The sequence below is a fragment of the Pseudomonas sp. Rh2 genome (genome assembly GCF_040762985.1).
GTDB classification, from domain to species: Bacteria; Pseudomonadota; Gammaproteobacteria; order Pseudomonadales; family Pseudomonadaceae; genus Aquipseudomonas; species Aquipseudomonas taiwanensis.
In genome coordinates, this window is record NZ_CP142890.1 from 5,342,704 (window position 1) to 5,367,113 (window position 24,410).

Annotated in this window: 31 protein-coding genes; all 31 read right to left on the reverse strand. The window is 57.6% G+C overall.

What is annotated here, in order from left to right:
* The gene (gene rpsM / locus VXM67_RS24420) at positions 1-357 is read right to left on the reverse strand and encodes a 30S ribosomal protein S13 (RefSeq protein ID WP_023382624.1); all 357 of its coding nucleotides are present in this window, start codon (positions 355-357) and stop codon (positions 1-3) included.
* Positions 358-488: 131 nt separating this feature from the next.
* Positions 489-605, reverse strand: a complete 117-nt coding sequence (gene rpmJ, locus VXM67_RS24425; RefSeq protein WP_002555468.1) for a 50S ribosomal protein L36 — start codon at positions 603-605, stop codon at positions 489-491.
* Positions 606-633: 28 nt separating this feature from the next.
* Positions 634-1,965, reverse strand: a complete 1,332-nt coding sequence (secY, locus tag VXM67_RS24430; protein ID WP_003257108.1) for a preprotein translocase subunit SecY — start codon at positions 1,963-1,965, stop codon at positions 634-636.
* A complete protein-coding gene (gene rplO / locus VXM67_RS24435; protein ID WP_023382625.1) occupies positions 1,966-2,400 on the reverse strand; it encodes a 50S ribosomal protein L15 in 435 nt (144 codons plus the stop codon).
* Between the two features lie 3 nt (positions 2,401-2,403).
* A complete protein-coding gene (rpmD, locus tag VXM67_RS24440) occupies positions 2,404-2,580 on the reverse strand; it encodes a 50S ribosomal protein L30 (protein ID WP_009397493.1) in 177 nt (58 codons plus the stop codon).
* 2 nt (positions 2,581-2,582) lie between these two features.
* Positions 2,583-3,083 carry a 30S ribosomal protein S5 gene (rpsE, locus tag VXM67_RS24445; protein WP_023382626.1) on the reverse strand — a complete coding sequence of 167 codons (501 nt, stop codon included), beginning with the start codon at positions 3,081-3,083 and terminating at the stop codon, positions 2,583-2,585.
* 3 nt (positions 3,084-3,086) lie between these two features.
* Positions 3,087-3,437 (reverse strand): 50S ribosomal protein L18, encoded by a 351-nt coding sequence (gene rplR / locus VXM67_RS24450; RefSeq protein ID WP_009397496.1) that lies wholly within the window; start codon positions 3,435-3,437, stop codon positions 3,087-3,089.
* 10 nt (positions 3,438-3,447) lie between these two features.
* On the reverse strand, positions 3,448-3,981 hold the full coding sequence (gene rplF, locus VXM67_RS24455; RefSeq protein ID WP_009681972.1) for a 50S ribosomal protein L6: 534 nt from the start codon (positions 3,979-3,981) through the stop codon (positions 3,448-3,450).
* 12 nt (positions 3,982-3,993) lie between these two features.
* Complete coding sequence (gene rpsH / locus VXM67_RS24460) at positions 3,994-4,386, reverse strand: 30S ribosomal protein S8 (RefSeq protein WP_023382627.1); 393 nt, start codon at positions 4,384-4,386, stop codon at positions 3,994-3,996.
* A gap of 209 nt (positions 4,387-4,595) precedes the next feature.
* Positions 4,596-4,901: a 30S ribosomal protein S14 gene (gene rpsN / locus VXM67_RS24465; protein ID WP_013970638.1), complete on the reverse strand. Its 306-nt coding sequence runs from the start codon at positions 4,899-4,901 to the stop codon at positions 4,596-4,598.
* A gap of 13 nt (positions 4,902-4,914) precedes the next feature.
* Positions 4,915-5,454, reverse strand: coding sequence for a 50S ribosomal protein L5 (rplE, locus tag VXM67_RS24470; protein ID WP_023382628.1), 540 nt, complete (start codon positions 5,452-5,454; stop codon positions 4,915-4,917).
* 20 nt (positions 5,455-5,474) lie between these two features.
* Positions 5,475-5,789: a 50S ribosomal protein L24 gene (rplX, locus tag VXM67_RS24475; protein WP_023382629.1), complete on the reverse strand. Its 315-nt coding sequence runs from the start codon at positions 5,787-5,789 to the stop codon at positions 5,475-5,477.
* 11 nt (positions 5,790-5,800) lie between these two features.
* Positions 5,801-6,169 (reverse strand): 50S ribosomal protein L14, encoded by a 369-nt coding sequence (gene rplN, locus VXM67_RS24480; protein ID WP_002555479.1) that lies wholly within the window; start codon positions 6,167-6,169, stop codon positions 5,801-5,803.
* Between the two features lie 23 nt (positions 6,170-6,192).
* The gene (rpsQ, locus tag VXM67_RS24485; protein WP_003255478.1) at positions 6,193-6,459 is read right to left on the reverse strand and encodes a 30S ribosomal protein S17; all 267 of its coding nucleotides are present in this window, start codon (positions 6,457-6,459) and stop codon (positions 6,193-6,195) included.
* Positions 6,460-6,461: 2 nt separating this feature from the next.
* Positions 6,462-6,653 carry a 50S ribosomal protein L29 gene (gene rpmC, locus VXM67_RS24490; protein ID WP_002555481.1) on the reverse strand — a complete coding sequence of 64 codons (192 nt, stop codon included), beginning with the start codon at positions 6,651-6,653 and terminating at the stop codon, positions 6,462-6,464.
* Entirely contained in the window at positions 6,653-7,066 is a 414-nt protein-coding gene (rplP, locus tag VXM67_RS24495) for a 50S ribosomal protein L16 (RefSeq protein ID WP_003255479.1), read from the reverse strand. Before rplP ends, rpmC begins: the two co-directional genes overlap by 1 nt.
* Before the next feature lie 12 nt (positions 7,067-7,078).
* Positions 7,079-7,765 carry a 30S ribosomal protein S3 gene (gene rpsC / locus VXM67_RS24500; RefSeq protein WP_003255481.1) on the reverse strand — a complete coding sequence of 229 codons (687 nt, stop codon included), beginning with the start codon at positions 7,763-7,765 and terminating at the stop codon, positions 7,079-7,081.
* A 13-nt stretch (positions 7,766-7,778) separates the two neighbouring features.
* Entirely contained in the window at positions 7,779-8,111 is a 333-nt protein-coding gene (gene rplV, locus VXM67_RS24505) for a 50S ribosomal protein L22 (protein WP_003103908.1), read from the reverse strand.
* A gap of 11 nt (positions 8,112-8,122) precedes the next feature.
* Positions 8,123-8,398 (reverse strand): 30S ribosomal protein S19, encoded by a 276-nt coding sequence (gene rpsS, locus VXM67_RS24510; RefSeq protein ID WP_010486981.1) that lies wholly within the window; start codon positions 8,396-8,398, stop codon positions 8,123-8,125.
* A 16-nt stretch (positions 8,399-8,414) separates the two neighbouring features.
* Complete coding sequence (gene rplB, locus VXM67_RS24515) at positions 8,415-9,239, reverse strand: 50S ribosomal protein L2 (RefSeq protein WP_023382630.1); 825 nt, start codon at positions 9,237-9,239, stop codon at positions 8,415-8,417.
* A 14-nt stretch (positions 9,240-9,253) separates the two neighbouring features.
* Positions 9,254-9,553 (reverse strand): 50S ribosomal protein L23, encoded by a 300-nt coding sequence (gene rplW / locus VXM67_RS24520; RefSeq protein WP_003255484.1) that lies wholly within the window; start codon positions 9,551-9,553, stop codon positions 9,254-9,256.
* Entirely contained in the window at positions 9,550-10,152 is a 603-nt protein-coding gene (gene rplD, locus VXM67_RS24525; protein ID WP_008089819.1) for a 50S ribosomal protein L4, read from the reverse strand. The genes rplW and rplD overlap by 4 nt, the downstream gene beginning before the upstream one ends.
* A 12-nt stretch (positions 10,153-10,164) precedes the next feature.
* A complete protein-coding gene (gene rplC, locus VXM67_RS24530) occupies positions 10,165-10,800 on the reverse strand; it encodes a 50S ribosomal protein L3 (RefSeq protein WP_023382631.1) in 636 nt (211 codons plus the stop codon).
* An 80-nt stretch (positions 10,801-10,880) separates the two neighbouring features.
* Positions 10,881-11,192, reverse strand: a complete 312-nt coding sequence (gene rpsJ, locus VXM67_RS24535) for a 30S ribosomal protein S10 (protein WP_003186070.1) — start codon at positions 11,190-11,192, stop codon at positions 10,881-10,883.
* A 141-nt stretch (positions 11,193-11,333) separates the two neighbouring features.
* Positions 11,334-12,527 carry an elongation factor Tu gene (tuf, locus tag VXM67_RS24540; RefSeq protein ID WP_023382632.1) on the reverse strand — a complete coding sequence of 398 codons (1,194 nt, stop codon included), beginning with the start codon at positions 12,525-12,527 and terminating at the stop codon, positions 11,334-11,336.
* 30 nt (positions 12,528-12,557) lie between these two features.
* On the reverse strand, positions 12,558-14,702 hold the full coding sequence (gene fusA / locus VXM67_RS24545; protein ID WP_023382633.1) for an elongation factor G: 2,145 nt from the start codon (positions 14,700-14,702) through the stop codon (positions 12,558-12,560).
* A 30-nt stretch (positions 14,703-14,732) separates the two neighbouring features.
* Positions 14,733-15,203: a 30S ribosomal protein S7 gene (gene rpsG, locus VXM67_RS24550; protein ID WP_003246741.1), complete on the reverse strand. Its 471-nt coding sequence runs from the start codon at positions 15,201-15,203 to the stop codon at positions 14,733-14,735.
* A gap of 106 nt (positions 15,204-15,309) precedes the next feature.
* A complete protein-coding gene (gene rpsL, locus VXM67_RS24555; protein ID WP_003186084.1) occupies positions 15,310-15,681 on the reverse strand; it encodes a 30S ribosomal protein S12 in 372 nt (123 codons plus the stop codon).
* A 211-nt stretch (positions 15,682-15,892) separates the two neighbouring features.
* Positions 15,893-20,092: a DNA-directed RNA polymerase subunit beta' gene (gene rpoC / locus VXM67_RS24560; RefSeq protein WP_023382634.1), complete on the reverse strand. Its 4,200-nt coding sequence runs from the start codon at positions 20,090-20,092 to the stop codon at positions 15,893-15,895.
* 63 nt (positions 20,093-20,155) lie between these two features.
* On the reverse strand, positions 20,156-24,229 hold the full coding sequence (rpoB, locus tag VXM67_RS24565; protein WP_023382635.1) for a DNA-directed RNA polymerase subunit beta: 4,074 nt from the start codon (positions 24,227-24,229) through the stop codon (positions 20,156-20,158).
* Complete coding sequence (locus VXM67_RS24570; protein ID WP_023382636.1) at positions 24,229-24,399, reverse strand: hypothetical protein; 171 nt, start codon at positions 24,397-24,399, stop codon at positions 24,229-24,231. The genes rpoB and VXM67_RS24570 overlap by 1 nt, the downstream gene beginning before the upstream one ends.
* Between the last annotated feature and the right edge of the window lie 11 nt (positions 24,400-24,410).

Below are 24,410 nucleotides of genomic sequence, written 5' to 3' on the forward strand. Positions count from 1 at the left end.
TTACTTGCGGATCGGCTTACGCGGGCCCTTACGGGTGCGTGCGTTGGTCTTGGTGCGCTGACCGCGAACCGGCAGACCTTTACGATGACGCAGGCCGCGGTAGCAACCCAGGTCCATCAAGCGTTTGATCTTCATGTTGATGTCACGACGCAGGTCACCTTCAGTGGTGAACTTCGCGACTTCGCCACGCAGGATTTCGATTTGCTCGTCGCTCAGATCCTTGATCTTAGCGGCTGGGTTGACACCAGCGTCTGCACAGATCTTCTGTGCAGTAGTGCGACCGACACCATAGATGTAGGTCAGCGAGATAACAGTATGCTTGTTATCTGGAATGTTGACGCCTGCAATACGGGCCATTCAGTGGGACTCCAATTGACAGCTACCTACGCCCCGGAAGCCAAGAAATAGGGCGCGAGATAATATCGCTGTAGAAACGAATAATCAACCCAGCAGCACACTAGCTGCTGGGTTTGAAGCGCAGATCACACTCAGCCTTGGCGCTGTTTGTGACGCGGTTCCGCGCTGCAGATCACTCGTACGACGCCTTCGCGACGAATGATTTTGCAGTTGCGGCACAGCTTTTTCACCGATGCACGAACTTTCATTACCGACTCCTCGAACCTTAGGGGCGTATCAGCGCAGCAGACCGCTGCCACCGTAGCCTTTCAGGTTGGCTTTCTTCATCAGGGATTCGTACTGGTGCGAAACGAGGTGCGATTGTACTTGGGACATGAAGTCCATCACAACCACTACCACAATCAGCAACGAGGTCCCGCCAAGGTAGAACGGCACATTTGCTGCCACCACCAGGAACTGGGGCAGAAGGCAGACGGCCATCATGTAAAGAGCACCGAACATGGTCAGACGAGTCAGAACGCCATCAATGTAGCGTGCCGACTGCTCACCAGGACGGATACCCGGAATAAAGGCACCGGACTTCTTCAGGTTTTCCGCTACGTCTTTCGGGTTGAACATCAGCGCTGTGTAGAAGAAGCAGAAGAAAATGATCCCTGCACTAAACAGCAGAATGTTCAACGGCTGACCAGGAGCGATCGACTGCGAGATGTCCTGCAGCCAGCCCATACCTTCGGACTGACCGAACCAGGCACCCAGCGAAGCCGGGAACAGCAGAATGCTGCTCGCGAAGATGGCCGGGATAACCCCTGCCATGTTCACTTTCAACGGCAAGTGGCTGGTCTGCGCAGCGAAGACCTTACGGCCCTGCTGACGCTTGGCGTAGTGAACGGCGATACGACGCTGACCACGCTCGATGAACACCACGAAACCGATAATCGCTACTGCCAGCAAACCGATAGCGACCAGGGCGAAGATGTTGATATCGCCTGTGCGTGCAGACTCGAAAGACTGCCCGATTGCTCTCGGAAGACCGGCAACGATACCTGCGAAGATCAACATCGAGATACCGTTGCCCACACCGCGCTCGGTGATCTGCTCGCCCAGCCACATCATGAACATCGCGCCAGCCACGAACGTGGAGACGGCAACGACATGGAAGCCCAGGCCTACAGAAAACGCCACGCCCTGGTTGGCCAGGCCAATGGACATGCCAATGGCTTGAACCAGTGCCAGGATAACGGTGCCGTAGCGGGTGTACTGGCTGATCTTGCGACGGCCAGCTTCACCTTCCTTCTTCAACTGCTCCAGTTGCGGGCTGACCGCAGTCATCAGCTGCATGATGATCGATGCCGAGATATACGGCATGATCCCCAGTGCAAAGATGCTCATGCGCTCGAGCGCGCCACCGGAAAACATGTTGAACAAGCTAAGAATGGTCCCCTCATTCTGCCGAAACAGATCCGCCAGACGGTCTGGATTGATGCCAGGAACCGGGATATGCGCACCTATCCGATAGACGATGATCGCCATGAACAGAAAGCGCAGACGAGCCCAGAGTTCCGACATCCCGCCCTTACCGAGCGAAGAGAGAGCACCTTGCTTAGCCATTTATTCCTCGAACTTGCCGCCAGCTGCTTCGATAGCCGCACGCGCACCCTTGGTGGCTGCGATACCCTTGATGGTGACTGCGCGAGTGACTTCGCCAGACAGCATGATTTTCACACGCTGGACGTTCTGGCCGATCACGTTGGCATCCTTCAGGGATTGCACGGAGACCACGTCGCCTTCCACCTTGGCCAGCTCGGACAGACGCACTTCTGCGCGGTCCATGGCTTTCAGGGAAACGAAGCCGAACTTCGGCAGGCGACGGTGCAGCGGCTGTTGACCGCCTTCGAAGCCCGGAGCGATCGAACCACCCGAACGGGAAGTCTGACCTTTGTGGCCACGGCCGCCAGTCTTACCCAGACCGCTACCGATACCACGACCCGGACGATGCTTTTCGCGACGGGAACCCGGCGCTGGACTCAGATCATTGAGTTTCATCGATTAACCCTCGACGCGCAGCATGTAGTAAGCCTTGTTGATCATCCCGCGGTTCTCGGGAGTATCCTGGACTTCTACAGTGTGACCGATGCGACGCAGACCCAGGCCTTTAACGCACAGTTTGTGGTTAGGCAGACGGCCGGCGGTGCTTTTGATCAGCGTTACTTTTACGGTTGCCATGATCAGATGATCTCCTCAACGCTCTTGCCGCGCTTGGCAGCAATGGACTCAGGAGATTGCATGGCTTTCAGACCCTTGAAGGTGGCGTAAACCACGTTCACTGGGTTGGTCGAACCGTAGCACTTGGCCAGGACGTTCTGAACGCCAGCAACTTCCAGGACGGCACGCATGGCGCCGCCGGCGATGATACCGGTACCTTCCGAGGCAGGCTGCATGTAAACCTTCGAGGCGCCGTGGGCGGCCTTGGTGGCGTACTGCAGGGTGGTGCCTTTCAGGTCAACCTGAATCATGTTGCGACGAGCAGCTTCCATGGCTTTCTGGATCGCGGCAGGTACTTCGCGCGATTTGCCACGGCCGAAACCAACACGACCCTTGCCATCACCAACCACGGTCAGCGCGGTGAAGGTGAAGATACGGCCGCCTTTAACGGTTTTAGCTACGCGGTTAACTTGAACCAGCTTCTCGATGTAGCCTTCGTCGCGCTTTTGATCGTTATTTGCCATAACTTAGAACTCCAGCCCGCCTTCACGAGCAGCATCAGCCAGCGCTTTGACGCGGCCGTGGTACTTGAAGCCGGAACGGTCAAAGGCAACTTGAGATACACCGGCGGCTTTCGCACGCTCAGCTACCAGCTTGCCAACCTTAGTGGCCGCGTCGATGTTGCCGGTGGCGCCATCACGCAGTTCTTTGTCCAAGGTCGAGGCGCTTGCCAGAACCTTGCTGCCGTCGGCCGAAATGACCTGGGCATAGATGTGCTGCGAGGAGCGGAACACGCAGAGACGCACGACTTCGAGTTCGTGCATTTTCAGGCGTGCTTTGCGAGCGCGACGCAGTCGAGTAACTTTTTTGTCGGTCATTTGCTAGGCCCTACTTCTTCTTGGCTTCTTTACGACGGACTACTTCGTCCGCGTAACGCACACCCTTGCCTTTGTAAGGCTCTGGCGGACGGAAGTCGCGGATTTCAGCGGCCACCTGACCCACCAGCTGCTTATCGATACCCTTGATCAGGATGTCGGTCTGGCTTGGGGTTTCAGCGGTGATACCGGCTGGCAGTTCGTAGTCCACTGGGTGCGAGAAGCCCAGAGCCAGGTTCAGAACGGTGCCTTTAGCCTGTGCCTTGTAACCAACACCGACCAGCTGGAGCTTACGCTCGAAGCCTTGGCTTACGCCTTGGACCATGTTGTTGACCAGAGCACGGGTAGTACCGGCCATGGCGCGAGCTTGCTGGTCACCATTGCGAGCGACGAAACGCAGCTCGCCAGACTCTTCGGTAACTTCAACAGACGAGTGAACATTCAGTTCGAGAGTGCCTTTGGCACCCTTAACCGAAAGCTGTTGGCCGGCGAATTTGACTTCGACACCAGCTGGCAGCTTAACGGGGTTCTTAGCGACGCGAGACATGCCTATCTCCCCTTAGAACACTGTGCACAGAACTTCGCCGCCGACACCGGCAGCGCGCGCAGCGCGATCAGTCATCACACCTTTGTTGGTGGAGACGATAGACACGCCCAGACCGCCACGTACTTTCGGCAGGTCAGAGACGGACTTGTACTGGCGCAGGCCTGGACGGCTGGAGCGCTTCAGCTCCTCGATGACCGGACGGCCTTCGAAGTACTTCAGTTCGATCGACAGGGAAGGCTTGGCTTCGCCACTGACCTGGTAGCCAGCGATGTAACCTTCGTCCTTCAGAACTTTGGCAACCGCGACCTTCAGGGTGGAGGAAGGCATGCTTACGACGGACTTTTCAGCCATCTGGGCATTACGGATGCGAGTTAGCATGTCCGCTAACGGGTCCTGCATACTCATGGGCTAGATGCTCCTGATACAAGAATTATTAGCCTTGCGGCTATCACAACCACCCGAGCAGGCAGGGCAAAAAACCCAGGCTCAGGTGAGCCGGTCATTCTAGACACAAGACAGAAACGAAACAAGCCCCGTATAGGGGCTTGTTTGTTGGCGAGGTCACCGACGGTCGGAAGATTGCTCCCCTTCCGCCGGGATCACACCTGCAGCGATTACCAGGAGGCTTTGACCAGGCCTGGTACGTCGCCGCGCATTGCAGCTTGACGCAGCATGTTACGGCCCAGGCCGAACTTACGGTATACACCGTGAGGACGACCGGTCAGGCGGCAACGGTTGCGCAGGCGCGAAGCGCTGGCGTCACGTGGCTGTTTCTGCAGAGCGACTACGGCAGCGAAACGCTCTTCTGGAGAGGCGTTCAGGTTGACGATGGTCGCTTTCAGCTCGGCACGCTTCTTAGCGTACTTGGCTACCGTGAGCTGACGCTTCAGCTCGCGGTTCTTCATGCTCTTCTTGGCCATTTTCCTACTCCAATCAGTTGCGGAACGGGAATTTGAAAGCACGCAGCAGTGCGCGGCCTTCATCATCCGTACGAGCAGTGGTGGTCAGGGTAATGTCCAGACCGCGCAGAGCATCGATCTTGTCGTAATCGATTTCCGGGAAGATGATCTGCTCTTTCACGCCCATGCTGTAGTTGCCACGACCGTCGAAGGACTTGGCGTTCAGGCCGCGGAAGTCGCGAACCCGAGGCAGGGAGATCGCCAGCAGGCGGTCCAGGAACTCGTACATCTTGTCGCGACGCAGGGTCACCTTGACACCGATCGGCCAACCTTCACGGACTTTGAAGCCCGCGATGGATTTACGAGCGAAAGTCACAACTGGCTTTTGACCAGTGATCTTTTCCAGGTCGGCAACAGCGTGCTCGATGACTTTCTTGTCACCGATCGCTTCGCCCAGGCCCATGTTCAGGGTGATCTTGGTTACGCGCGGAACTTCCATCACGTTCGAAAGCTTAAGTTCTTCCTTAAGCTTGGGAGCGATTTCGTTCCGGTAAATCTCTTTCAGTCGTGCCATTGTCTTCTACCTAGCAGTGTTCAAGCATCAACCGCTTTCTGGGTCGACTTGAAGACACGAATTTTCTTGCCGTCTTCAACTTTGAAGCCAACGCGGTCTGCCTTGTTGGTTTCGCTGTTGAAAATGGCAACGTTGGAAGCGTGCAGAGGCGCTTCTTTTTCGACGATACCGCCCTGTACGCCCGCCATCGGGTTAGGCTTGGTATGACGCTTGACCAGGTTGACACCGCCAACGACCAGACGGTCGTCAGCGAGAACCTTCAGCACCTTACCGCGCTTACCTTTGTCTTTGCCGGCGATCACGATGATCTCGTCATCACGACGAATCTTTTGCATGTCGGATCTCCTTACAGCACTTCAGGGGCGAGCGAGACGATCTTCATGAACTTCTCAGTACGAAGTTCACGGGTCACTGGCCCGAAGATGCGAGTGCCGATCGGCTCTTGCTTGTTGTTCAGCAGAACAGCAGCGTTGCCGTCGAAACGAATGATGGAACCGTCAGCGCGACGTACACCGTGACGGGTACGGACGACAACAGCAGTCATCACCTGGCCTTTTTTGACCTTACCGCGCGGAATTGCTTCCTTGACGGTTACCTTGATGATGTCACCGATACCGGCGTAACGACGGTGCGAACCGCCGAGCACCTTGATGCACATGACGCGACGAGCGCCGCTGTTATCGGCCACATCGAGCATGGATTGAGTCTGAATCATAAAATTTCTCCGACCCTTAGCCCTTAGACTTCAACAGCGCGTTCGAGGACTTCAACCAGTGCCCAGGACTTGGTCTTGGCCAGCGGACGGGTTTCACGGATGGAAACCTTGTCGCCGATCTTGCACTGGTTGGCTTCGTCGTGCGCGTGCAGCTTAGTCGAACGCTTAACGTATTTACCGTAGATCGGGTGCTTAACGCGACGCTCGATCAGAACGGTGATGGTCTTGTCCATTTTGTCGCTGACGACACGGCCAGTCAGCGTACGGACGGTTTTTTCAGCTTCAGCCATGATCACTTACCTGCCTGCTGGTTGAGCACAGTTTTCACGCGAGCGATGTCACGCTTAACTTGCGAGAGCAGGTGCGACTGCCCCAACTGGCCAGTTGCTTTCTGCATACGCAGATTGAACTGGTCGCGCAGCAAGCCGAGCAGTTGCTCATTCAGTTGCTGTGCCGATTTTTCACGAAGTTCATTCGCTTTCATCACATCACCGTCCGCTTAACAAAGGAGGTGGCGAGAGGCAGCTTTGCAGCGGCCAGAGCGAAAGCTTCGCGCGCCAGCTCTTCAGAAACACCCTCGATTTCGTACAGGACTTTGCCTGGCTGAATCTGGGCAACCCAGTATTCCACGGAACCCTTACCTTTACCCATACGAACCTCGAGAGGTTTCTTGGAGATCGGCTTGTCCGGGAACACACGGATCCAGATCTTACCGCCACGTTTTACGTGACGGGTCAGCGCACGACGTGCGGACTCGATCTGGCGAGCGGTGAGGCGACCGCGAGCAACAGCCTTCAGGGCGAATTCGCCGAAGCTGACTTTGCTACCGCGCAGTGCCAGACCACGGTTGTGGCCGGTCATCTGCTTGCGGAATTTTGTACGCTTTGGTTGCAACATTTGGCGTACCCCTTACTTAGCAGCTTTTTTACGAGGCGCTGGTGCTTGTGGTTTCAGTTCTTCTTGGCGACCACCAATAACTTCGCCTTTGAAGATCCAAACCTTCACACCGATCACACCGTAGGTGGTGTGAGCTTCGTAGGTGTTGTAGTCGATATCGGCACGCAGGGTGTGCAGAGGCACACGACCTTCGCGATACCACTCGGTACGAGCAATCTCAGCACCGCCGAGACGACCGCTCACCTGGATCTTGATGCCCTTGGCACCAATACGCATGGCGTTCTGAACGGCGCGCTTCATGGCGCGACGGAACATTACGCGGCGCTCCAGCTGCTGAGCTACGCTCTGCGCAACCAGCATAGCGTCGAGTTCCGGCTTGCGGATCTCTTCGATGTTGATGTGCACAGGCACACCCATCTGCTTGGTCAGGTCCTGACGCAGCTTCTCGACATCTTCACCTTTCTTACCGATAACGATACCGGGACGAGCGGTGTGGATGGTGATGCGTGCAGTTTGAGCCGGACGATGAATATCGATACGGCTTACGGACGCGCTTTTTAGTTTGTCCTGGAGGTACTCACGCGTTTTCAGATCCTTCAACAGGTAATCTGCGTAAGTAGCACCGTCTGCGTACCAGACGGAGGTGTGCTCCTTGACGATTCCCAGGCGAATGCCAGTGGGATGTACTTTCTGACCCATCTGATCGACTCCGTTACTTGTCCGCAACCTTGACAGTGATATGGCAAGACCGCTTGACGATGCGATCAGCACGGCCTTTGGCACGTGGCATGATGCGCTTCAGCGAACGCCCTTCGTTGACGAAGACGGTGGAGACCTTCAGGTCATCAACGTCTGCGCCTTCGTTGTGTTCGGCGTTGGCAACGGCCGACTCGAGGACTTTCTTCATGATTTCAGCGGCTTTTTTGCTGCTGAAGGCCAACAGGTTGAGCGCTTCGCCCACCTTCTTCCCGCGGATCTGGTCGGCGACCAAGCGGGCTTTCTGGGCGGAGATGCGAGCGCCCGACAACTTAGCGGCTACTTCCATTTCCTTACCCCTTAACGCTTGGCTTTCTTGTCAGCCACGTGCCCGCGATAGGTGCGGGTACCGGCGAACTCGCCCAGTTTGTGGCCGACCATGTCTTCGTTCACCAGAACTGGGACGTGTTGACGACCGTTGTGTACCGCGATGGTCAGACCGACCATTTGTGGCAGGATCATCGAACGGCGCGACCAGGTTTTAACTGGCTTGCGATCGTTCTTCTCCACCGCCACTTCGATCTTCTTCAGAAGGTGAAGATCGATAAAAGGACCTTTTTTCAGAGAACGTGGCACTGTCGTATCCCTCTAGTTACTTGCGACGACGGACGATCATGTTGTCGGTACGCTTATTACCACGAGTCTTAGCACCCTTGGTTGGGAAGCCCCATGGCGATACCGGATGACGACCACCGGAGGTACGACCTTCACCACCACCATGTGGGTGGTCAACCGGGTTCATGGCAACACCACGAACGGTTGGGCGAACGCCGCGCCAGCGTTTGGCACCAGCTTTACCCAGCGAGCGCAGGCTGTGCTCGGAGTTCGAGACTTCGCCCAGGGTCGCACGGCACTCAGCCAGTACTTTGCGCATCTCACCGGAGCGCAGACGCAGAGTCACGTAGACGCCTTCACGAGCGATCAGCTGAGCCGAAGCACCAGCGGAACGAGCGATCTGAGCACCTTTACCCGGCTTCAGTTCGACGCCGTGAACGGTGCTACCTACTGGGATGTTGCGCAGTTGCAGGGAGTTACCGGCCTTGATTGGGGCCAGGGCACCTGCGATCAGCTGGTCGCCAGCGCTCACGCCTTTAGGGGCGATGATGTAGCGACGCTCGCCGTCTGCGTAGCACAGCAGGGCGATGTGAGCAGTACGGTTCGGATCGTATTCGATACGCTCGACAGTGGCTGGAATGCCATCTTTGTCGTTGCGACGGAAGTCGACCAGACGGTAATGCTGCTTGTGACCACCACCAACGTGACGAGTGGTGATGCGGCCATTGTTGTTACGACCACCAGACTTCGATTTTTTCTCGATCAGCGGTGCGTGAGGAGCGCCTTTGTGCAGCTCCTGGTTGACCACCTTGACCACGAAACGGCGGCCAGGGGAAGTCGGTTTGCATTTAACGATTGCCATGATGCACCCCTTCCTTACTCAGCACTGCTGCTGAAATCGAGATCTTGGCCTGGCTGAAGGGAGACGATCGCCTTCTTCCAGTCATTACGCTTGCCCAGACCACGTGCGGTACGCTTGGTTTTACCCAGAACGTTAACGGTCGACACGTTTTCAACTTTTACGTTGAACAGGCCTTCGACAGCTTTCTTGATTTCCAGCTTGGTTGCATCGGTAGCAACCTTGAATACGAACTGGCCTTTTTTCTCAGCCAGAACGGTAGCCTTCTCGGAAACGTGCGGGCCAAGGAGGACTTTAAATACGCGTTCCTGGTTCATCCCAGCAGCTCCTCGAATTTCTTCACGGCCGAGACAGTGATCAACACTTTCTCGTATGCGATCAGACTGACCGGGTCGGAACCTTGAACGTCACGTACATCTACGTGCGGCAGGTTGCGAGCAGCCAGGTACAGGTTCTGATCAACAGCGTCCGAAACGATCAGTACGTCGTTCAGACCCATGCCGTTCAGCTTGTTCAGCAGGTCTTTGGTTTTCGGGGCTTCAACAGCGAAGTCCTGAACCACGACCAGACGGTCGCTACGCACCAGCTCAGCGAGGATGGAGCGCAGAGCTGCGCGATACATCTTCTTGTTGAGCTTCTGCGAGTGATCCTGAGGACGAGCTGCGAAGGTAACACCACCGCCACGCCAGATCGGACCACGAGTGGTACCAGCACGAGCACGGCCAGTACCCTTCTGACGCCATGGGCGCTTACCGCCACCAGCCACGTCGGAACGGGTCTTCTGCTGCTTGGTGCCCTGACGGCCGCCGGCCATGTAGGCCACGACTGCTTGGTGTACCAGCGTCTCGTTGAATTCGCCACCGAAGGTCAGTTCGGAAACTTCGATCGCCTGAGCGTCATTTACATTGAGTTGCATGTCAGTTTCCCCTTAACCGCGAGCCTTGACAGCTGGACGAACAATCACGTCGCCGCCAGTAGCGCCCGGAACGGCACCCTTGACCAGCAGCAGATTGCGCTCAGCGTCTACACGCACTACTTCCAGGGACTGAACAGTCACGCGCTCGGCGCCCATGTGACCGGACATTTTCTTGCCCTTGAACACACGACCAGGAGTCTGGCACTGGCCGATGGAGCCTGGGACACGGTGCGACACGGAGTTACCGTGGGTGTTGTCCTGACCACGGAAGTTCCAGCGCTTGATGGTACCGGCGAAGCCTTTACCTTTGGACTGACCAGTAACGTCTACCAGCTGGCCTGCAGCGAAGAGTTCAGCTTTGATCGAGTCGCCAGCCTGGAACTCGCCTTCTTCAAGACGGAACTCCCAGACACCGCGACCAGCGGCAACGTTCGCTTTAGCGAAGTGACCTGCCTGAGCGGCAGTCACGCGCGAAGCACGACGCTCGCCGACAGTGACTTGCACTGCACGGTAGCCATCGGTTTCTTCAGTTTTGAACTGGGTGACGCGATTCGGCTCGATCTCAATGACCGTGACCGGAATGGAGACACCTTCTTCGGTGAAAATGCGGGTCATACCGCACTTGCGACCGACTACACCAATAGTCATGTTGTAAACCTCATGAGTGTACGGGGCTTTCACCCGCTATGGCCGCCCATTTCAGAGCGTTACACGACCAGACCGAAGTCTTAGCCGAGGCTGATCTGCACTTCCACGCCTGCCGCGAGATCAAGCTTCATCAGCGCATCAACGGTTTTATCCGTTGGCTGGACGATGTCCAGAACACGCTTATGAGTGCGAATCTCGTACTGATCACGCGCGTCTTTGTTGACGTGCGGGGAGACCAGAACGGTGAAACGCTCTTTGCGGGTAGGCAGTGGAATTGGACCACGCACTTGTGCACCAGTACGTTTCGCGGTTTCCACGATTTCCTGGGTGGATTGGTCGATCAGGCGATGGTCGAAAGCCTTCAACCTGATACGGATTTGCTGATTTTGCATTGGATTTCAGACTCCAGGCTGTTCCCATCGGGCGCACTACGCCCGTTAAAAGGAGGCGTGATTCTATAGACGCCCCCATTTAGTGTCAACCCAATAAAAAAAGCCCCCGCTGAGCGGGGGCTTTTTCAATCGACCGAGTGATTACTCGATGATTTTGGCTACGACGCCGGCGCCGACGGTACGACCGCCTTCACGGATAGCGAAGCGCAGACCGTCTTCCATTGCGATGGTCTTGATCAGGGTGACAGTCATCTGAATGTTGTCACCTGGCATTACCATTTCAACGCCTTCCGGCAGTTCGCAGTTACCGGTCACGTCAGTGGTACGGAAGTAGAACTGAGGACGGTAGCCTTTGAAGAACGGAGTGTGACGACCGCCTTCTTCCTTCGACAGAACATAGACTTCTGCGGTGAACTTGGTGTGCGGCTTGACCGAACCTGGCTTGACCAGAACCTGGCCACGCTCAACGTCGTCACGCTTGGTACCACGCAGCAGAACGCCGCAGTTCTCGCCAGCACGACCTTCGTCCAGCAGCTTGCGGAACATCTCGACACCGGTGCAGGTGGTGGTCGAAGTTTCACGCAGACCAACGATTTCCAGCGGGTCTTGAACGCGAACGATACCACGCTCGATACGACCGGTAACAACGGTACCACGACCCGAGATCGAGAATACGTCTTCGATCGGCATCAGGAACGGCTGGTCAACGGCACGAACTGGCTCAGGAATGTAGGCATCCAGAGTTTCTACCAGCTTCTTGACAGCGGTAGTGCCCATTTCGTTGTCGTCTTTGCCTTCCAGCGCCATACGAGCCGAACCGATGATGATCGGAGTGTCGTCGCCTGGGAAGTCGTAGGTGGACAGCAGGTCGCGAACTTCCATCTCGACCAGTTCCAGCAGCTCAGCGTCGTCTACCAGGTCAGCCTTGTTCAGGAAGACCACGATGTACGGAACGCCAACCTGACGGGACAGCAGGATGTGCTCACGGGTTTGTGGCATCGGACCATCGGCGGCCGAGCAAACCAGGATCGCGCCGTCCATCTGGGCAGCACCGGTGATCATGTTCTTCACGTAGTCAGCGTGACCTGGGCAGTCAACGTGAGCGTAGTGACGAATGTTCGAGTTGTACTCGACGTGAGCGGTGTTGATGGTGATACCGCGCGCTTTTTCTTCCGGAGCCGAGTCGATCTTGTCGAACTCAACGACTGCCGAACCGAAAACTTCGGAGCAGACGCGAGTCAGAGCTGCGGTCAGAGTGGTCTTACCGTGGTCAACGTGGCCGATGGTGCCGACGTTAACGTGGGGAAGGGAACGATCAAATTTTTCTTTAGCCACGACAGTGAACCTCTTGCCTAAAGGGCTGGATTAGCCTTGTTTTTTAACGAGTGCTTCGACGATGTTCGACGGAGCTTCGGAGTACTTGGAGAATTCCATGGAGTAGCTTGCGCGACCCTGAGACATGGAACGAACGTCGGTCGCATAACCGAACATCTCTCCCAGTGGGACTTCTGCACGGATAACCTTGCCGGAGACCGAGTCATCCATACCCTGGATCAGACCACGACGACGGTTCAGGTCACCCATCACGTCACCCATGTAATCCTCAGGGGTTACTACCTCAACCTTCATGATCGGCTCAAGCACAACACCGCCACCCTTCTGGGCCAGCTGCTTGGTCGCCATGGAGGCCGCGATCTTGAACGCCATCTCGTTGGAGTCGACGTCGTGGTACGAACCGTCGAACACGGTAGCCTTCAGGCCGATCAGAGGATAGCCGGCGACAACGCCGTTCTTCATCTGCTCTTCGATACCCTTCTGGATCGCCGGGATGTATTCCTTCGGAACCACACCGCCAACGACTTCGTTGGTGAAGACCAGGCCTTCGGTGATGTTGCCCTTTTCGTCCTGATCCGGCTCGGAGAAGCGGATCCAGCAGTGACCGAACTGACCACGACCGCCGGACTGACGAACGAACTTGCCTTCGATCTCGACGCCGGACTTGGTGATCTTCTCGCGGTACGAAACCTGAGGCTTACCAATGTTGGCTTCAACGTTGAATTCGCGCTTCATGCGGTCAACGATGATGTCCAGGTGCAGCTCACCCATACCGGAGATGATGGTCTGGCCAGTCTCTTCGTCGGTCTTGACACGGAACGACGGGTCTTCCTGAGCCAGCTTGCCCAGTGCGATACCCATTTTTTCCTGGTCTTGCTTGGTCTTCGGCTCAACAGACAGCGAAATCACTGGCTCTGGGAAGTCCATGCGCTCAAGGATGATTGGCTTGTCAGCGTCGCACAGGGTTTCACCAGTGGTAACGTCTTTCATGCCGATCAGGGCCGCGATGTCGCCAGCGCGAACTTCCTTGATCTCTTCACGCTGGTTGGCGTGCATCTGCACCATACGACCAACGCGCTCTTTCTTGCCTTTGACCGAGTTGATGACCGAGTCACCGGAGTTCAGAACGCCCGAGTAGACGCGAACGAAGGTCAGAGTACCTACGAACGGGTCGGTAGCGATCTTGAACGCCAGAGCCGAGAACGGCTCGTTGTCGTCAGCGTGACGCTCGTCATGACGAACAGCCGGGTCATCTTTGGCCAGGTCGGCGTCGTCCGGGTTGATACCCTGGATAGCAGGGATCTCGGTCGGAGCCGGCAGGAAGTCGATAACGGCGTCGAGAACCAGGGGAACACCCTTGTTCTTGAACGAAGAACCGCAGACCGCAGGCACGATCTCGCTCGCCAGAGTACGGGCGCGCAGACCAGCCTTGATCTCTTCGACGGACAGGTCACCTTCTTCGAGGTACTTGTTCATCAGCTCTTCGTTGGCTTCAGCAGCGGACTCGACCATGTTGGCGCGCCACTCTTCAGCCAGCTCCAGCATATCGGCAGGAATCTCTTCCTCGCGATAGGTGGTGCCCTTGTCGTCTTCGTTCCAGTAGATGGCTTTCATCTTGATCAGGTCAACCTGACCCTGGAAGTTGTCTTCAGCACCGATAGCCAGCTGGATTGGAACCGGGGTGTGACCCAGGCGGTTCTTGATCTGGCCGACAACGCGCAGGAAGTTGGCACCAGCACGGTCCATCTTGTTCACGTAGACAACACGTGGAACGCCGTACTTGTTGGCCTGACGCCATACGGTTTCGGACTGCGGCTCAACGCCGGAGGTACCGCAGAACACGACGACCGCGCCGTCGAGTACGCGCAGCGAACGCTCTACTTCAATGGTGAAGTCTACGTGGCCGGGGGTATCGATGACGTTTACGCGGTAGTTGTCGTACTGACCACGGGAGCCTTTCCAGAAAGTGGTAACAGCAGCGGAGGTAATGGTGATACCGCGCTCCTGCTCCTGAACCATCCAGTCGGTGGTCGCGGCGCCATCATGCACCTCGCCCATCTTGTGGCTCAGGCCTGTGTAGAACAGGATCCGCTCGGTAGTGGTAGTCTTGCCCGCGTCAACGTGCGCGCAGATACCGATGTTACGGTAGCGGTTAATTGCTGTAGTACGAGCCATAAAGCCCTCGCAAAAAGATTGATGCTTGAATTAGAAGCGGTAGTGCGAGAACGCCTTGTTGGCTTCAGCCATACGGTGCACGTCTTCACGCTTCTTGACTGCAGCACCCTTGCCTTCAGCAGCATCCAGCAGCTCGCCAGCCAGGCGCAGAGCCATCGACTTCTCGCCGCGCTTGCGGGCGTAGTCTACGAGCCAGCGCATTGCCAGAGCGTTACGACGGGACGGACGAACTTCAACCGGAACCTGGTAAGTGGCACCGCCGACACGGCGGGACTTTACTTCGACCAGCGGAGCGATGGCGTCGAGAGCTTTCTCGAAGATTTCCAGGGGATCGCTGTTCTTGCGTGCTTTGACGGTATCCAGAGCACCGTAAACGATGCGCTCGGCTACGGCCTTCTTGCCGCTTTCCATCACGTGGTTCATGAACTTGGCGAGGATCTGGGATCCGTACTTCGGATCGTCCAGGATCTCACGTTTTGCTGCTACACGACGTCTTGGCATGATAAGCCCTCAAACGGTCTTCAGGTTAGCCCGGGACGTGGGTCTTCGACCCCTGCCCGACCTTACTCTTATCGACTCAAAAAATTGGATGTCTGCAAACGGCCGATTACTTCGGACGCTTGGTACCGTACTTCGAACGACCCTGGTTACGGCCTTTGACGCCCGAAGTATCCAGAGAGCCGCGAACGGTGTGGTAACGAACACCTGGCAAGTCTTTTACACGGCCGCCACGGATCAGAACGACGCTGTGCTCTTGCAGGTTGTGGCCTTCACCACCGATGTACGAGGAAACCTCGAAACCGTTGGTCAGACGCACACGGCATACTTTACGCAGTGCCGAGTTAGGTTTTTTCGGCGTGGTGGTGTACACGCGGGTGCACACGCCACGACGTTGCGGGCAGTTCTGCAGCGCAGGAACGTCGGATTTCTCGACGATACGCTTACGCGGCTGACGTACCAGCTGGTTGATAGTTGCCATCTACTAGCTCCACTGATTGTCTTGCGACGCTATTGTCTTGCAAGAAAAGCCAAAAATTGGCGAGACGGAGCCTCACCAAATTTAAGGGTACAAAAGTCTAAAGAGGATCTTGCACCCAGTCAAGACGAGGCCCCGGCCCTCCCCGCCCGGTCATCGGTAACAAATCCTGTCACCGATGACCTTCAGGAACTGCCGGGGCCCTGCCCTGTACTTAGTTACCGCTGGAGTTCAGCGCTTCGGTCAGTGCGGCTTCCACCTCACTGGCGCTTACACGCAGCGGCTTGTCGGCATCACGGCGACGCTTACGCTCGCTGTGGTACGCCAGACCGGTACCAGCCGGGATCAGACGACCCACGACCACGTTCTCTTTCAGGCCGCGCAGGTAATCGCGCTTGCCGGTTACCGCCGCTTCGGTCAGTACGCGGGTAGTTTCCTGGAAGGAAGCCGCGGAGATGAACGACTCGGTCGACAGCGACGCCTTGGTGATACCCAGCAGCACGCGGGTGAACTTCGAGATGAACTTGTCCTCGCTGGCGAGACGCTCGTTCTCGACCAGTACCTGGGTCAGTTCCATCTGGTCGCCCTTGATGAAGCTGGAATCGCCCGACTCGGAGATCTCGACCTTGCGCAGCATCTGACGCAGGATGGTCTCGATGTGCTTGTCGTTGATCTTCACGCCCTGCAGACGGTAAACGTCCTGAATCTCGTTGACGATGTACTTCGCCAGCGCGCTCACACCCAGCAGACGCAGGATGTCGTGCGGATCGCTCGGACCGTCGGAGATAACTTCGCCGCGGTTTACCTGTTCGCCTTCGAAGACGTTCAGGTGGCGCCACTTCGGAATCAGCTCTTCGTACGGCTCGCTACCGTCGGTCGGGGTAATGACCAGACGACGCTTGCCCTTGGTCTCTTTACCGAAGGCGATGGTGCCGCTGACTTCTGCCAGAATCGAGGCTTCTTTCGGACGGCGCGCTTCGAACAGGTCGGCAACGCGCGGCAGACCACCGGTGATGTCACGGGTCTTGGACGTTTCTTGCGGGATACGCGCGATAACGTCACCAACACCGATCTGGGCGCCGTCAGCCACACCAACCAAGGCGTTGGCCGGCAGGAAGTACTGAGCAGGTACGTCGGTACCTGGCAGGTACAGATCCTTGCCAGAGGCGTCGACCATCTTGATGGCCGGACGGATTTCCTTGCCTGCGGCAGGGCGATCCTTGACGTCCATGACTTCGATGTTGGTCAGGCCGGTCAATTCGTCAGTCTGACGCTTGATGGTGATGCCTTCCTCCATGCCTACGAAGGTCACGGTACCTTTCAGCTCGGTGACGATCGGGTGGGTGTGCGGGTCCCACTTGGCGACGATGGCGCCAGCTTCGACCTTGTCACCTTCCTTGACCGAAATCACAGCACCGTAAGGCAGCTTGTAGCGCTCACGCTCACGACCGAACTCGTCGGCAATGGCCAGCTCGCCGGAACGCGATACCGCGACCAGGTTGCCATCGGCACGCTCAACCTGCTTCAGGTTGTGCAGACGCACCATACCGCCGTTCTTCACCTGTACGCTGTCGGCAGCCGAAGTACGGCTTGCAGCACCACCGATGTGGAACGTACGCATGGTCAGCTGGGTACCCGGCTCACCGATCGACTGAGCGGCGATAACGCCGACAGCTTCACCGATGTTGACCAGGTGACCACGCGCCAGGTCGCGACCGTAGCACTTGGCACAGATGCCGTAGCGGGTTTCACAGTTGATCGGCGAACGAACGACGACTTCGTCGATGCTGTTCAGCTCGATGAACTCGACCCACTTCTCGTCGACCAGGGTACCGGCCGGAACGATGACGTCCTCGGTGCCTGGCTTGAACACGTCACGGGCAATCACACGACCCAATACGCGCTCGCCCAGCGGCTCTACAACGTCGCCGCCTTCGATGTGCGGAGTCATCAGCAGGCCCTGGTCGGTGCCGCAGTCGATCTCGGTCACAACCAGATCCTGGGCAACGTCTACCAGACGACGAGTCAGGTAACCGGAGTTCGCGGTCTTCAGTGCAGTATCCGCCAGACCCTTACGAGCACCGTGGGTCGAGATGAAGTACTGCAGAACGCTCAGACCTTCACGGAAGTTCGCGGTGATCGGCGTCTCGATGATGGAGCCGTCCGGCTTGGCCATCAGACCACGCATACCGGCCAGCTGACGGATCTGGGCGGCCGAACCACGCGCACCGGAGTCTGCCATCATGTACATCGAGTTGAAGGACTCTTGCTCGACTTCCTTGCCCTCGCGGTCGATGACCTTCTCTTTCGAGAGGTTGGCCATCATCGCCTTGGACACTTCGTCGTTCGCCTTCGACCACAAGTCGATGACCTTGTTGTACTTCTCGCCCTGGGTTACCAGGCCGGACGCGTACTGGCTCTCGATCTCCTTCACTTCGTCGGTAGCGGTACCGATGATGCGGGCTTTCTCGTCCGGGATAACGAAGTCGTTAACACCGATGGAAACGCCGGAGATGGTCGAGTAGGCGAAACCGGTGTACATCAGTTGGTCAGCGAAGATCACGGTCTCTTTCAGACCAACCACGCGATAGCACTGGTTGATCAGCTTGGAGATCGCCTTTTTCTTCATCGGCTGGTTGACCACGTCGTACGGCAGACCTGCCGGTACAACCTGGAACAGCAGCGCACGGCCGACAGTGGTGTCGACGATGCGGGTGTTCTTGACCACCGAGCCATCACGCTCTTTCACGGTTTCGTTGATACGAACCTTGATTTTCGCGTGCAGGGCAGCTTCGCCGGCGCGGAATACGCGGTCGACTTCCTGCAGGTCAGCGAACACGCGACCTTCGCCCTTGGCGTTGATGGCTTCACGGGTCATGTAGTACAGACCCAGTACAACGTCCTGCGACGGAACGATGATCGGCTCACCGTTGGCTGGCGACAGGATGTTGTTGGTCGACATCATCAGTGCGCGCGCTTCGAGCTGGGCTTCCAGGGTCAGCGGCACGTGAACGGCCATCTGGTCACCGTCGAAGTCGGCGTTGTACGCGGCGCAGACCAGCGGGTGCAGCTGGATAGCCTTACCTTCGATCAGAACCGGTTCGAAGGCCTGGATACCCAGACGGTGCAGGGTCGGTGCACGGTTGAGCAGGACGGGGTGTTCGCGAATCACTTCGGCGAGAACGTCCCACACCTCTGGCAGTTCGCGCTCGACCATCTTCTTGGCAGCCTTGATGGTGGTCGCCAGACCACGCATTTCCAGCTTGCCGAAAATGAACGGCTTGAACAGCTCCAGAGCCATCTTCTTCGGCAGACCGCACTGGTGCAGACGCAGGGTCGGACCTACGGTAATTACCGAACGGCCAGAGTAGTCCACACGCTTACCGAGCAGGTTCTGACGGAAGCGACCTTGCTTACCTTTGATCATGTCGGCCAGCGACTTCAGCGGACGCTTGTTCGAGCCAGTGATGGCGCGACCGCGACGGCCGTTGTCCAGCAGGGCGTCGACCGCTTCCTGCAGCATGCGCTTCTCGTTGCGCACGATGATGTCCGGCGCCGACAGATCGAGCAGGCGCTTCAGACGGTTGTTACGGTTGATCACCCGACGATACAGGTCGTTCAGGTCGGAGGTCGCGAAGCGGCCGCCATCCAGCGGAACCAGCGGGCGCAGGTCCGGCGGCAGCACTGGCAGGACGGTCAAGACCATCCACTCAGGCAGGTTGCCCGAACCCTGGAAAGCTTCCATCAGCTTCAGGCGCTTGGACAGCTTCTTGATCTTGGTTTCCGAGTTGGTCTGCGGAATCTCTTCGCGCAGGCGGCCGATCTCGTGCTCCAGGTCGATAGCGTGCAGCAGTTCGCGGACAGCCTCGGCACCCATGCGGGCATCGAAGTCATCGCCGAACTCTTCCAGCGCTTCGAAATACTGCTCGTCGTTCAGCAGCTGGCCTTTTTCAAGGGTGGTCATGCCTGGGTCGATAACGACATAGCTCTCGAAGTAGAGAACACGCTCGATATCACGCAGGGTCATGTCCATCAGCAGGCCGATCCGGGACGGCAGCGACTTCAGGAACCAGATGTGGGCAACCGGCGAAGCCAGTTCGATGTGGGCCATGCGCTCACGACGAACCTTGGCCAGGGCGACTTCAACGCCGCACTTCTCGCAGATGACACCGCGGTGCTTCAGGCGCTTGTACTTACCGCACAGGCACTCGTAGTCCTTGACTGGGCCAAAGATCTTGGCGCAGAACAGGCCGTCACGCTCAGGCTTGAACGTACGGTAGTTGATGGTTTCCGGCTTCTTAACTTCACCGAACGACCACGAACGGATCATTTCAGGCGACGCCAGACCGATGCGGATGGCGTCGAACTCTTCGACTTGACCCTGGTTTTTCAGCAAATTCAGTAGGTCTTTCAAGGCCTTTCCTCCTGGCGGAGCAGGGAGCGGGCATTAGCTGCCCACTCCCCTTCGCGTCACGTGTTATTCGGTTTCCAGATCGATATCGATACCGAGCGAACGGATCTCTTTGATCAACACGTTGAAGGACTCGGGCATGCCCGGCTCCATACGGTGATCGCCATCCACGATGTTCTTGTACATCTTGGTACGGCCGTTCACGTCGTCCGACTTCACTGTGAGCATTTCTTGCAGGGTGTATGCCGCGCCGTATGCTTCCAGCGCCCACACTTCCATCTCCCCGAAACGCTGACCACCGAACTGCGCCTTACCACCCAGCGGCTGCTGGGTAACCAGGCTGTACGAACCAGTGGAACGCGCGTGCATCTTGTCGTCCACCAAGTGGTTCAGCTTGAGCATGTACATGTAACCAACGGTCACTGGACGCTCGAACTTGTTGCCGGTACGGCCATCGAACAGCACCATCTGGCCGCTCTCTGGCAGGTCGGCCAGTTTCAGCATGGCCTTGATCTCATGCTCCTTGGCACCGTCGAAGACTGGAGTGGCCATGGGCACGCCCTTCTTCAGGTTGTTCGCCAGGGTAAGGATCTCTTCGTCAGAGAACTCGTCCAGGTTTTCCTGACGACCGCCAATCTCGTTGTAGATCTCGGTCAGGAAGGTACGCAGTTCAGCGGCCTTGCGCTGTTCTTCGATCATGCGGTCGATCTTCTCGCCCAGACCTTTGGCCGCGAGGCCCAGGTGGGTTTCAAGGATCTGACCGACGTTCATACGCGAAGGTACGCCCAGCGGGTTCAGTACGACGTCGACCGGAGTACCGTTGGCGTCGTGCGGCATGTCTTCGACCGGCATGATCACCGAGACAACACCCTTGTTACCGTGACGACCGGCCATCTTGTCACCCGGCTGGATGCGACGGCGGATTGCCAGGTAGACCTTGACGATCTTCAGAACGCCCGGAGCCAGGTCATCGCCCTGCTGCAGCTTGCGCTTCTTGTCTTCGAACTTGTCGTCCAGCAGACGACGGCGATCGACGATGTACTGCTGAGCTTTTTCCAGCTGCTCGTTCAGTGCATCTTCAGCCATGCGCAGCTTGAACCACTGCCCATGCTCCAGACCGTCCAGCACTTCGTCAGTGATCACGGTGCCTTTCTTCAGGCCCGCGCCACCGTCGACCACCTGGCCGTTCAGGGCAGCACGCAGACGCTCGAAGGTTGCGCCTTCGACGATGCGGAACTCTTCGTTGAGGTCCTTGCGGATCTCGTCCAGTTGCATCTTCTCGATGGCCAGGGCACGGCTGTCGCGCTCTACGCCATCACGGGTGAAGACCTGAACGTCGATGACGGTACCCTTGGTGCCGGTCGGCACGCGCAGGGAGGTGTCTTTGACGTCGCTGGCTTTCTCACCGAAGATCGCGCGCAGCAGCTTCTCTTCCGGAGTCAGCTGGGTCTCGCCTTTCGGAGTGACCTTGCCGACCAGGATGTCACCAGCGCCGACTTCGGCACCGACGTAGACAATACCGGCTTCGTCCAGTTTGTTCAGGGCGGCTTCACCGACGTTCGGGATGTCCGCGGTGATTTCCTCTGGGCCAAGCTTGGTGTCACGCGCCACACAGGTCAGTTCCTGGATGTGGATGGTGGTGAAACGGTCTTCCTGAACAACACGCTCGGACAGGCAGATGGAGTCTTCGAAGTTGAAGCCGTTCCACGCCATGAACGCGATGCGCATGTTCTGACCCAGTGCCAGTTCACCCATGTCGGTGGACGGGCCGTCGGCCATGATGTCACCACGCGCAACCACATCACCCTTGCTGACCAGCGGACGCTGGTTGATGCAGGTGTTCTGGTTGGAACGGGTGTATTTGGTCAGGTTGTAGATATCCACACCTGCTTCGCCGGTTTCGACTTCGTCGTCGGCTACGCGAACGACGATACGGCTGGCGTCGACCGAGTCGATCACACCACCACGGCGAGCTACCACGCAGACACCGGAGTCACGGGCGACGTTGCGCTCCATGCCGGTACCTACCAGCGGCTTGTCGGCACGCAGGGTCGGTACAGCCTGACGCTGCATGTTCGAACCCATCAGTGCACGGTTGGCGTCGTCGTGCTCGAGGAACGGAATCAGCGAGGCAGCGACGGAAACAACCTGCTTCGGCGAAACGTCCATAAGGGTGACGTCTTCCGGCGCCTTGACGGTGAATTCGTTCAGGTGACGGACCGCTACAAGCTCGTCGATCAGCTGCTTCTTCTCGTTCATTGCGGCCGAAGCCTGTGCAATGACGTGATCCGCTTCTTCGATCGCCGACAGGAACACGATGTCATCGCTGACCACGCCTTCCTTCACCACGCGGTACGGGCTTTCCAGGAAACCGTACTGGTTGGTGCGGGCATAGGCTGCCAGGGAGTTGATCAGACCGATGTTCGGACCTTCAGGAGTCTCGATCGGGCACACACGGCCGTAGTGGGTCGGGTGTACGTCACGGACTTCGAAGCCAGCGCGCTCACGGGTCAGACCGCCTGGGCCGAGTGCAGAGACACGACGCTTGTGGGTGATCTCGGAGAGCGGGTTGTTCTGGTCCATGAACTGCGACAGCTGGCTGGAACCGAAGAACTCTTTCACCGCCGCCGCTACCGGCTTGGCGTTGATCAGGTCTTGCGGCATCAGGCCTTCGCTTTCAGCCATCGACAGACGTTCCTTGACCGCGCGCTCCACGCGCACCAGGCCAACACGGAACTGGTTCTCGGCCATCTCGCCGACGCAGCGAACGCGACGGTTACCCAGGTGGTCGATGTCGTCGACGATGCCTTTGCCGTTACGGATGTCGACCAGGGTCTTGAGGACCTCGACGATGTCTTCCTTGCTCAGCACGCCCGAACCTTCGATCTCGGTGCGACCGATACGACGGTTGAACTTCATGCGGCCTACGGCGGACAGGTCGTAACGCTCGGCGCTGAAGAACAGGTTGTTGAACAGGGTCTCGGCAGCATCCTTGGTTGGCGGCTCGCCTGGGCGCATCATGCGGTAGATCTCCACCAGAGCTTCCAGCTGGTTGCTGGTGGTGTCGATCTTCAGGGTGTCGGAGATGAACGGACCGCAGTCGATGTCGTTGGTATACAGCGTTTCGATGCGGACGACCTGAGCCTTGGCGATCTTGATCATCAGCTCGGTGGTCAGCTCGGTGTTGCACTCGGCGAGGATTTCACCGGTTGCCGGGTGCACGATGGCCTTGGCGGTAGTACGGCCCAGGACATATTCCAGCGGTACGTCCAGCTGGTTGACCCCAGCCTTCTCGAGCTGGTTGATGTGGCGCGCAGTGATACGACGGCCCTGCTCGACGATGACCTTGCCGCTACCGTCGTGGATATCCATCACCGCGACTTCACCACGCAGACGCTGCGGTACCAGTTCCAGGCTCAGCTTCTCGCCGGATACGTGGAATACGTTGGTGGTGTAGAAGGTGTTCAGAACCTCTTCGGTGCTGTAACCCAGGGCGCGCAGCAGTACCGAGGCCGGCAGTTTGCGGCGACGGTCGATACGGACGAACACGCAGTCTTTCGGGTCGAACTCGAAGTCCAGCCACGAACCACGGTAAGGGATGATGCGAGCGGAGTACAGCAGCTTGCCGGAGCTGTGCGTCTTGCCACGGTCGTGGTCGAAGAACACACCAGGCGAACGGTGCAGCTGGGAAACGATCACACGCTCGGTACCGTTGATAACGAAGGTACCGTTCTCAGTCATCAGGGGGATTTCACCCATGTAGACTTCTTGCTCTTTGATGTCCTTGATCGCTTTGTTCGACGATTCCTTGTCGAAGATGATCAGGCGCACCTTGACCCGCAGTGGGACCGCGAAGGTCACGCCACGCAGGACACATTCCTTCACATCGAAGGCTGGTTCGCCCAGGCGATAGCCTACGTACTCCAGGGCAGCATTGCCGGAGTAGCTGATGATCGGGAATACCGATTTGAAGGCCGCGTGCAGGCCGACGTCGCGGAACTGATCCTTGGATGCTCCCGCTTGCAGGAATTCGCGATACGAATCCAGCTGGATGGCCAGGAGGTAAGGCACATCCATGACGTCCGGCAACTTGCTAAAGTCCTTGCGGATACGTTTTTTCTCAGTGTATGAGTAAGCCATCAGCGTTCCCCAGCTTGGTCACCTGCTTGTTTGGCTTCTCCCGGCGGGAGCAGCCAGAAAATCGTGCAAACCTCTTGGTTTGCGCCACCCACATGGGTGTCTTGCAGCCAGTTATCGGGGCCGACCTGATCGGCCACCAATAACGGAAAAAGGCCGGTGGCATAAGCCACCAGCCATCAGC

Coding starts and splice junctions, on each gene's coding strand:
- rplO (WP_023382625.1), bottom strand. CDS start 2,400: ATGAAACTCAATGATCTGAGTCCAGCGCCGGGTTCCCGTCGCGAAAAG.
- rpsH (WP_023382627.1), bottom strand. CDS start 4,386: ATGAGTATGCAGGACCCGTTAGCGGACATGCTAACTCGCATCCGTAAT.
- rplD (WP_008089819.1), bottom strand. CDS start 10,152: ATGCAACTCAATGTAAATGACGCTCAGGCGATCGAAGTTTCCGAACTG.
- rpmD (WP_009397493.1), bottom strand. CDS start 2,580: ATGGCAACCGTAAAAGTAACGCTGATCAAAAGCACCGCCGGCCGTCTG.
- rpoB (WP_023382635.1), bottom strand. CDS start 24,229: ATGGCTTACTCATACACTGAGAAAAAACGTATCCGCAAGGACTTTAGC.
- rpsN (WP_013970638.1), bottom strand. CDS start 4,901: ATGGCCAAGAAGAGCATGAAGAACCGCGAGCTGAAGCGTCAGCTCACG.
- rpmC (WP_002555481.1), bottom strand. CDS start 6,653: ATGAAAGCGAATGAACTTCGTGAAAAATCGGCACAGCAACTGAATGAG.
- rplR (WP_009397496.1), bottom strand. CDS start 3,437: ATGACCGACAAAAAAGTTACTCGACTGCGTCGCGCTCGCAAAGCACGC.
- rplX (WP_023382629.1), bottom strand. CDS start 5,789: ATGCAAAAGATTCGTCGTGATGACGAGATCATCGTGATCGCCGGCAAA.
- rpsL (WP_003186084.1), bottom strand. CDS start 15,681: ATGGCAACTATCAACCAGCTGGTACGTCAGCCGCGTAAGCGTATCGTC.
- rplN (WP_002555479.1), bottom strand. CDS start 6,169: ATGATTCAGACTCAATCCATGCTCGATGTGGCCGATAACAGCGGCGCT.
- rplC (WP_023382631.1), bottom strand. CDS start 10,800: ATGACTATTGGTGTAGTCGGTCGCAAGTGCGGTATGACCCGCATTTTC.
- rplB (WP_023382630.1), bottom strand. CDS start 9,239: ATGGCAATCGTTAAATGCAAACCGACTTCCCCTGGCCGCCGTTTCGTG.
- rplW (WP_003255484.1), bottom strand. CDS start 9,553: ATGAACCAGGAACGCGTATTTAAAGTCCTCCTTGGCCCGCACGTTTCC.
- secY (WP_003257108.1), bottom strand. CDS start 1,965: ATGGCTAAGCAAGGTGCTCTCTCTTCGCTCGGTAAGGGCGGGATGTCG.
- rplF (WP_009681972.1), bottom strand. CDS start 3,981: ATGTCTCGCGTCGCTAAGAACCCCGTTAAGCTGCCAGCTGGTGTCGAA.
- rpsC (WP_003255481.1), bottom strand. CDS start 7,765: ATGGGTCAGAAAGTACATCCCACTGGCATTCGCCTGGGAATCGTCAAG.
- rpsM (WP_023382624.1), bottom strand. CDS start 357: ATGGCCCGTATTGCAGGCGTCAACATTCCAGATAACAAGCATACTGTT.
- rpsJ (WP_003186070.1), bottom strand. CDS start 11,192: ATGCAAAATCAGCAAATCCGTATCAGGTTGAAGGCTTTCGACCATCGC.
- fusA (WP_023382633.1), bottom strand. CDS start 14,702: ATGGCTCGTACTACAGCAATTAACCGCTACCGTAACATCGGTATCTGC.
- rpmJ (WP_002555468.1), bottom strand. CDS start 605: ATGAAAGTTCGTGCATCGGTGAAAAAGCTGTGCCGCAACTGCAAAATC.
- rplP (WP_003255479.1), bottom strand. CDS start 7,066: ATGTTGCAACCAAAGCGTACAAAATTCCGCAAGCAGATGACCGGCCAC.
- rplV (WP_003103908.1), bottom strand. CDS start 8,111: ATGGAAGTAGCCGCTAAGTTGTCGGGCGCTCGCATCTCCGCCCAGAAA.
- rpsE (WP_023382626.1), bottom strand. CDS start 3,083: ATGGCAAATAACGATCAAAAGCGCGACGAAGGCTACATCGAGAAGCTG.
- rpsQ (WP_003255478.1), bottom strand. CDS start 6,459: ATGGCTGAAGCTGAAAAAACCGTCCGTACGCTGACTGGCCGTGTCGTC.
- rplE (WP_023382628.1), bottom strand. CDS start 5,454: ATGGCACGACTGAAAGAGATTTACCGGAACGAAATCGCTCCCAAGCTT.
- rpsG (WP_003246741.1), bottom strand. CDS start 15,203: ATGCCAAGACGTCGTGTAGCAGCAAAACGTGAGATCCTGGACGATCCG.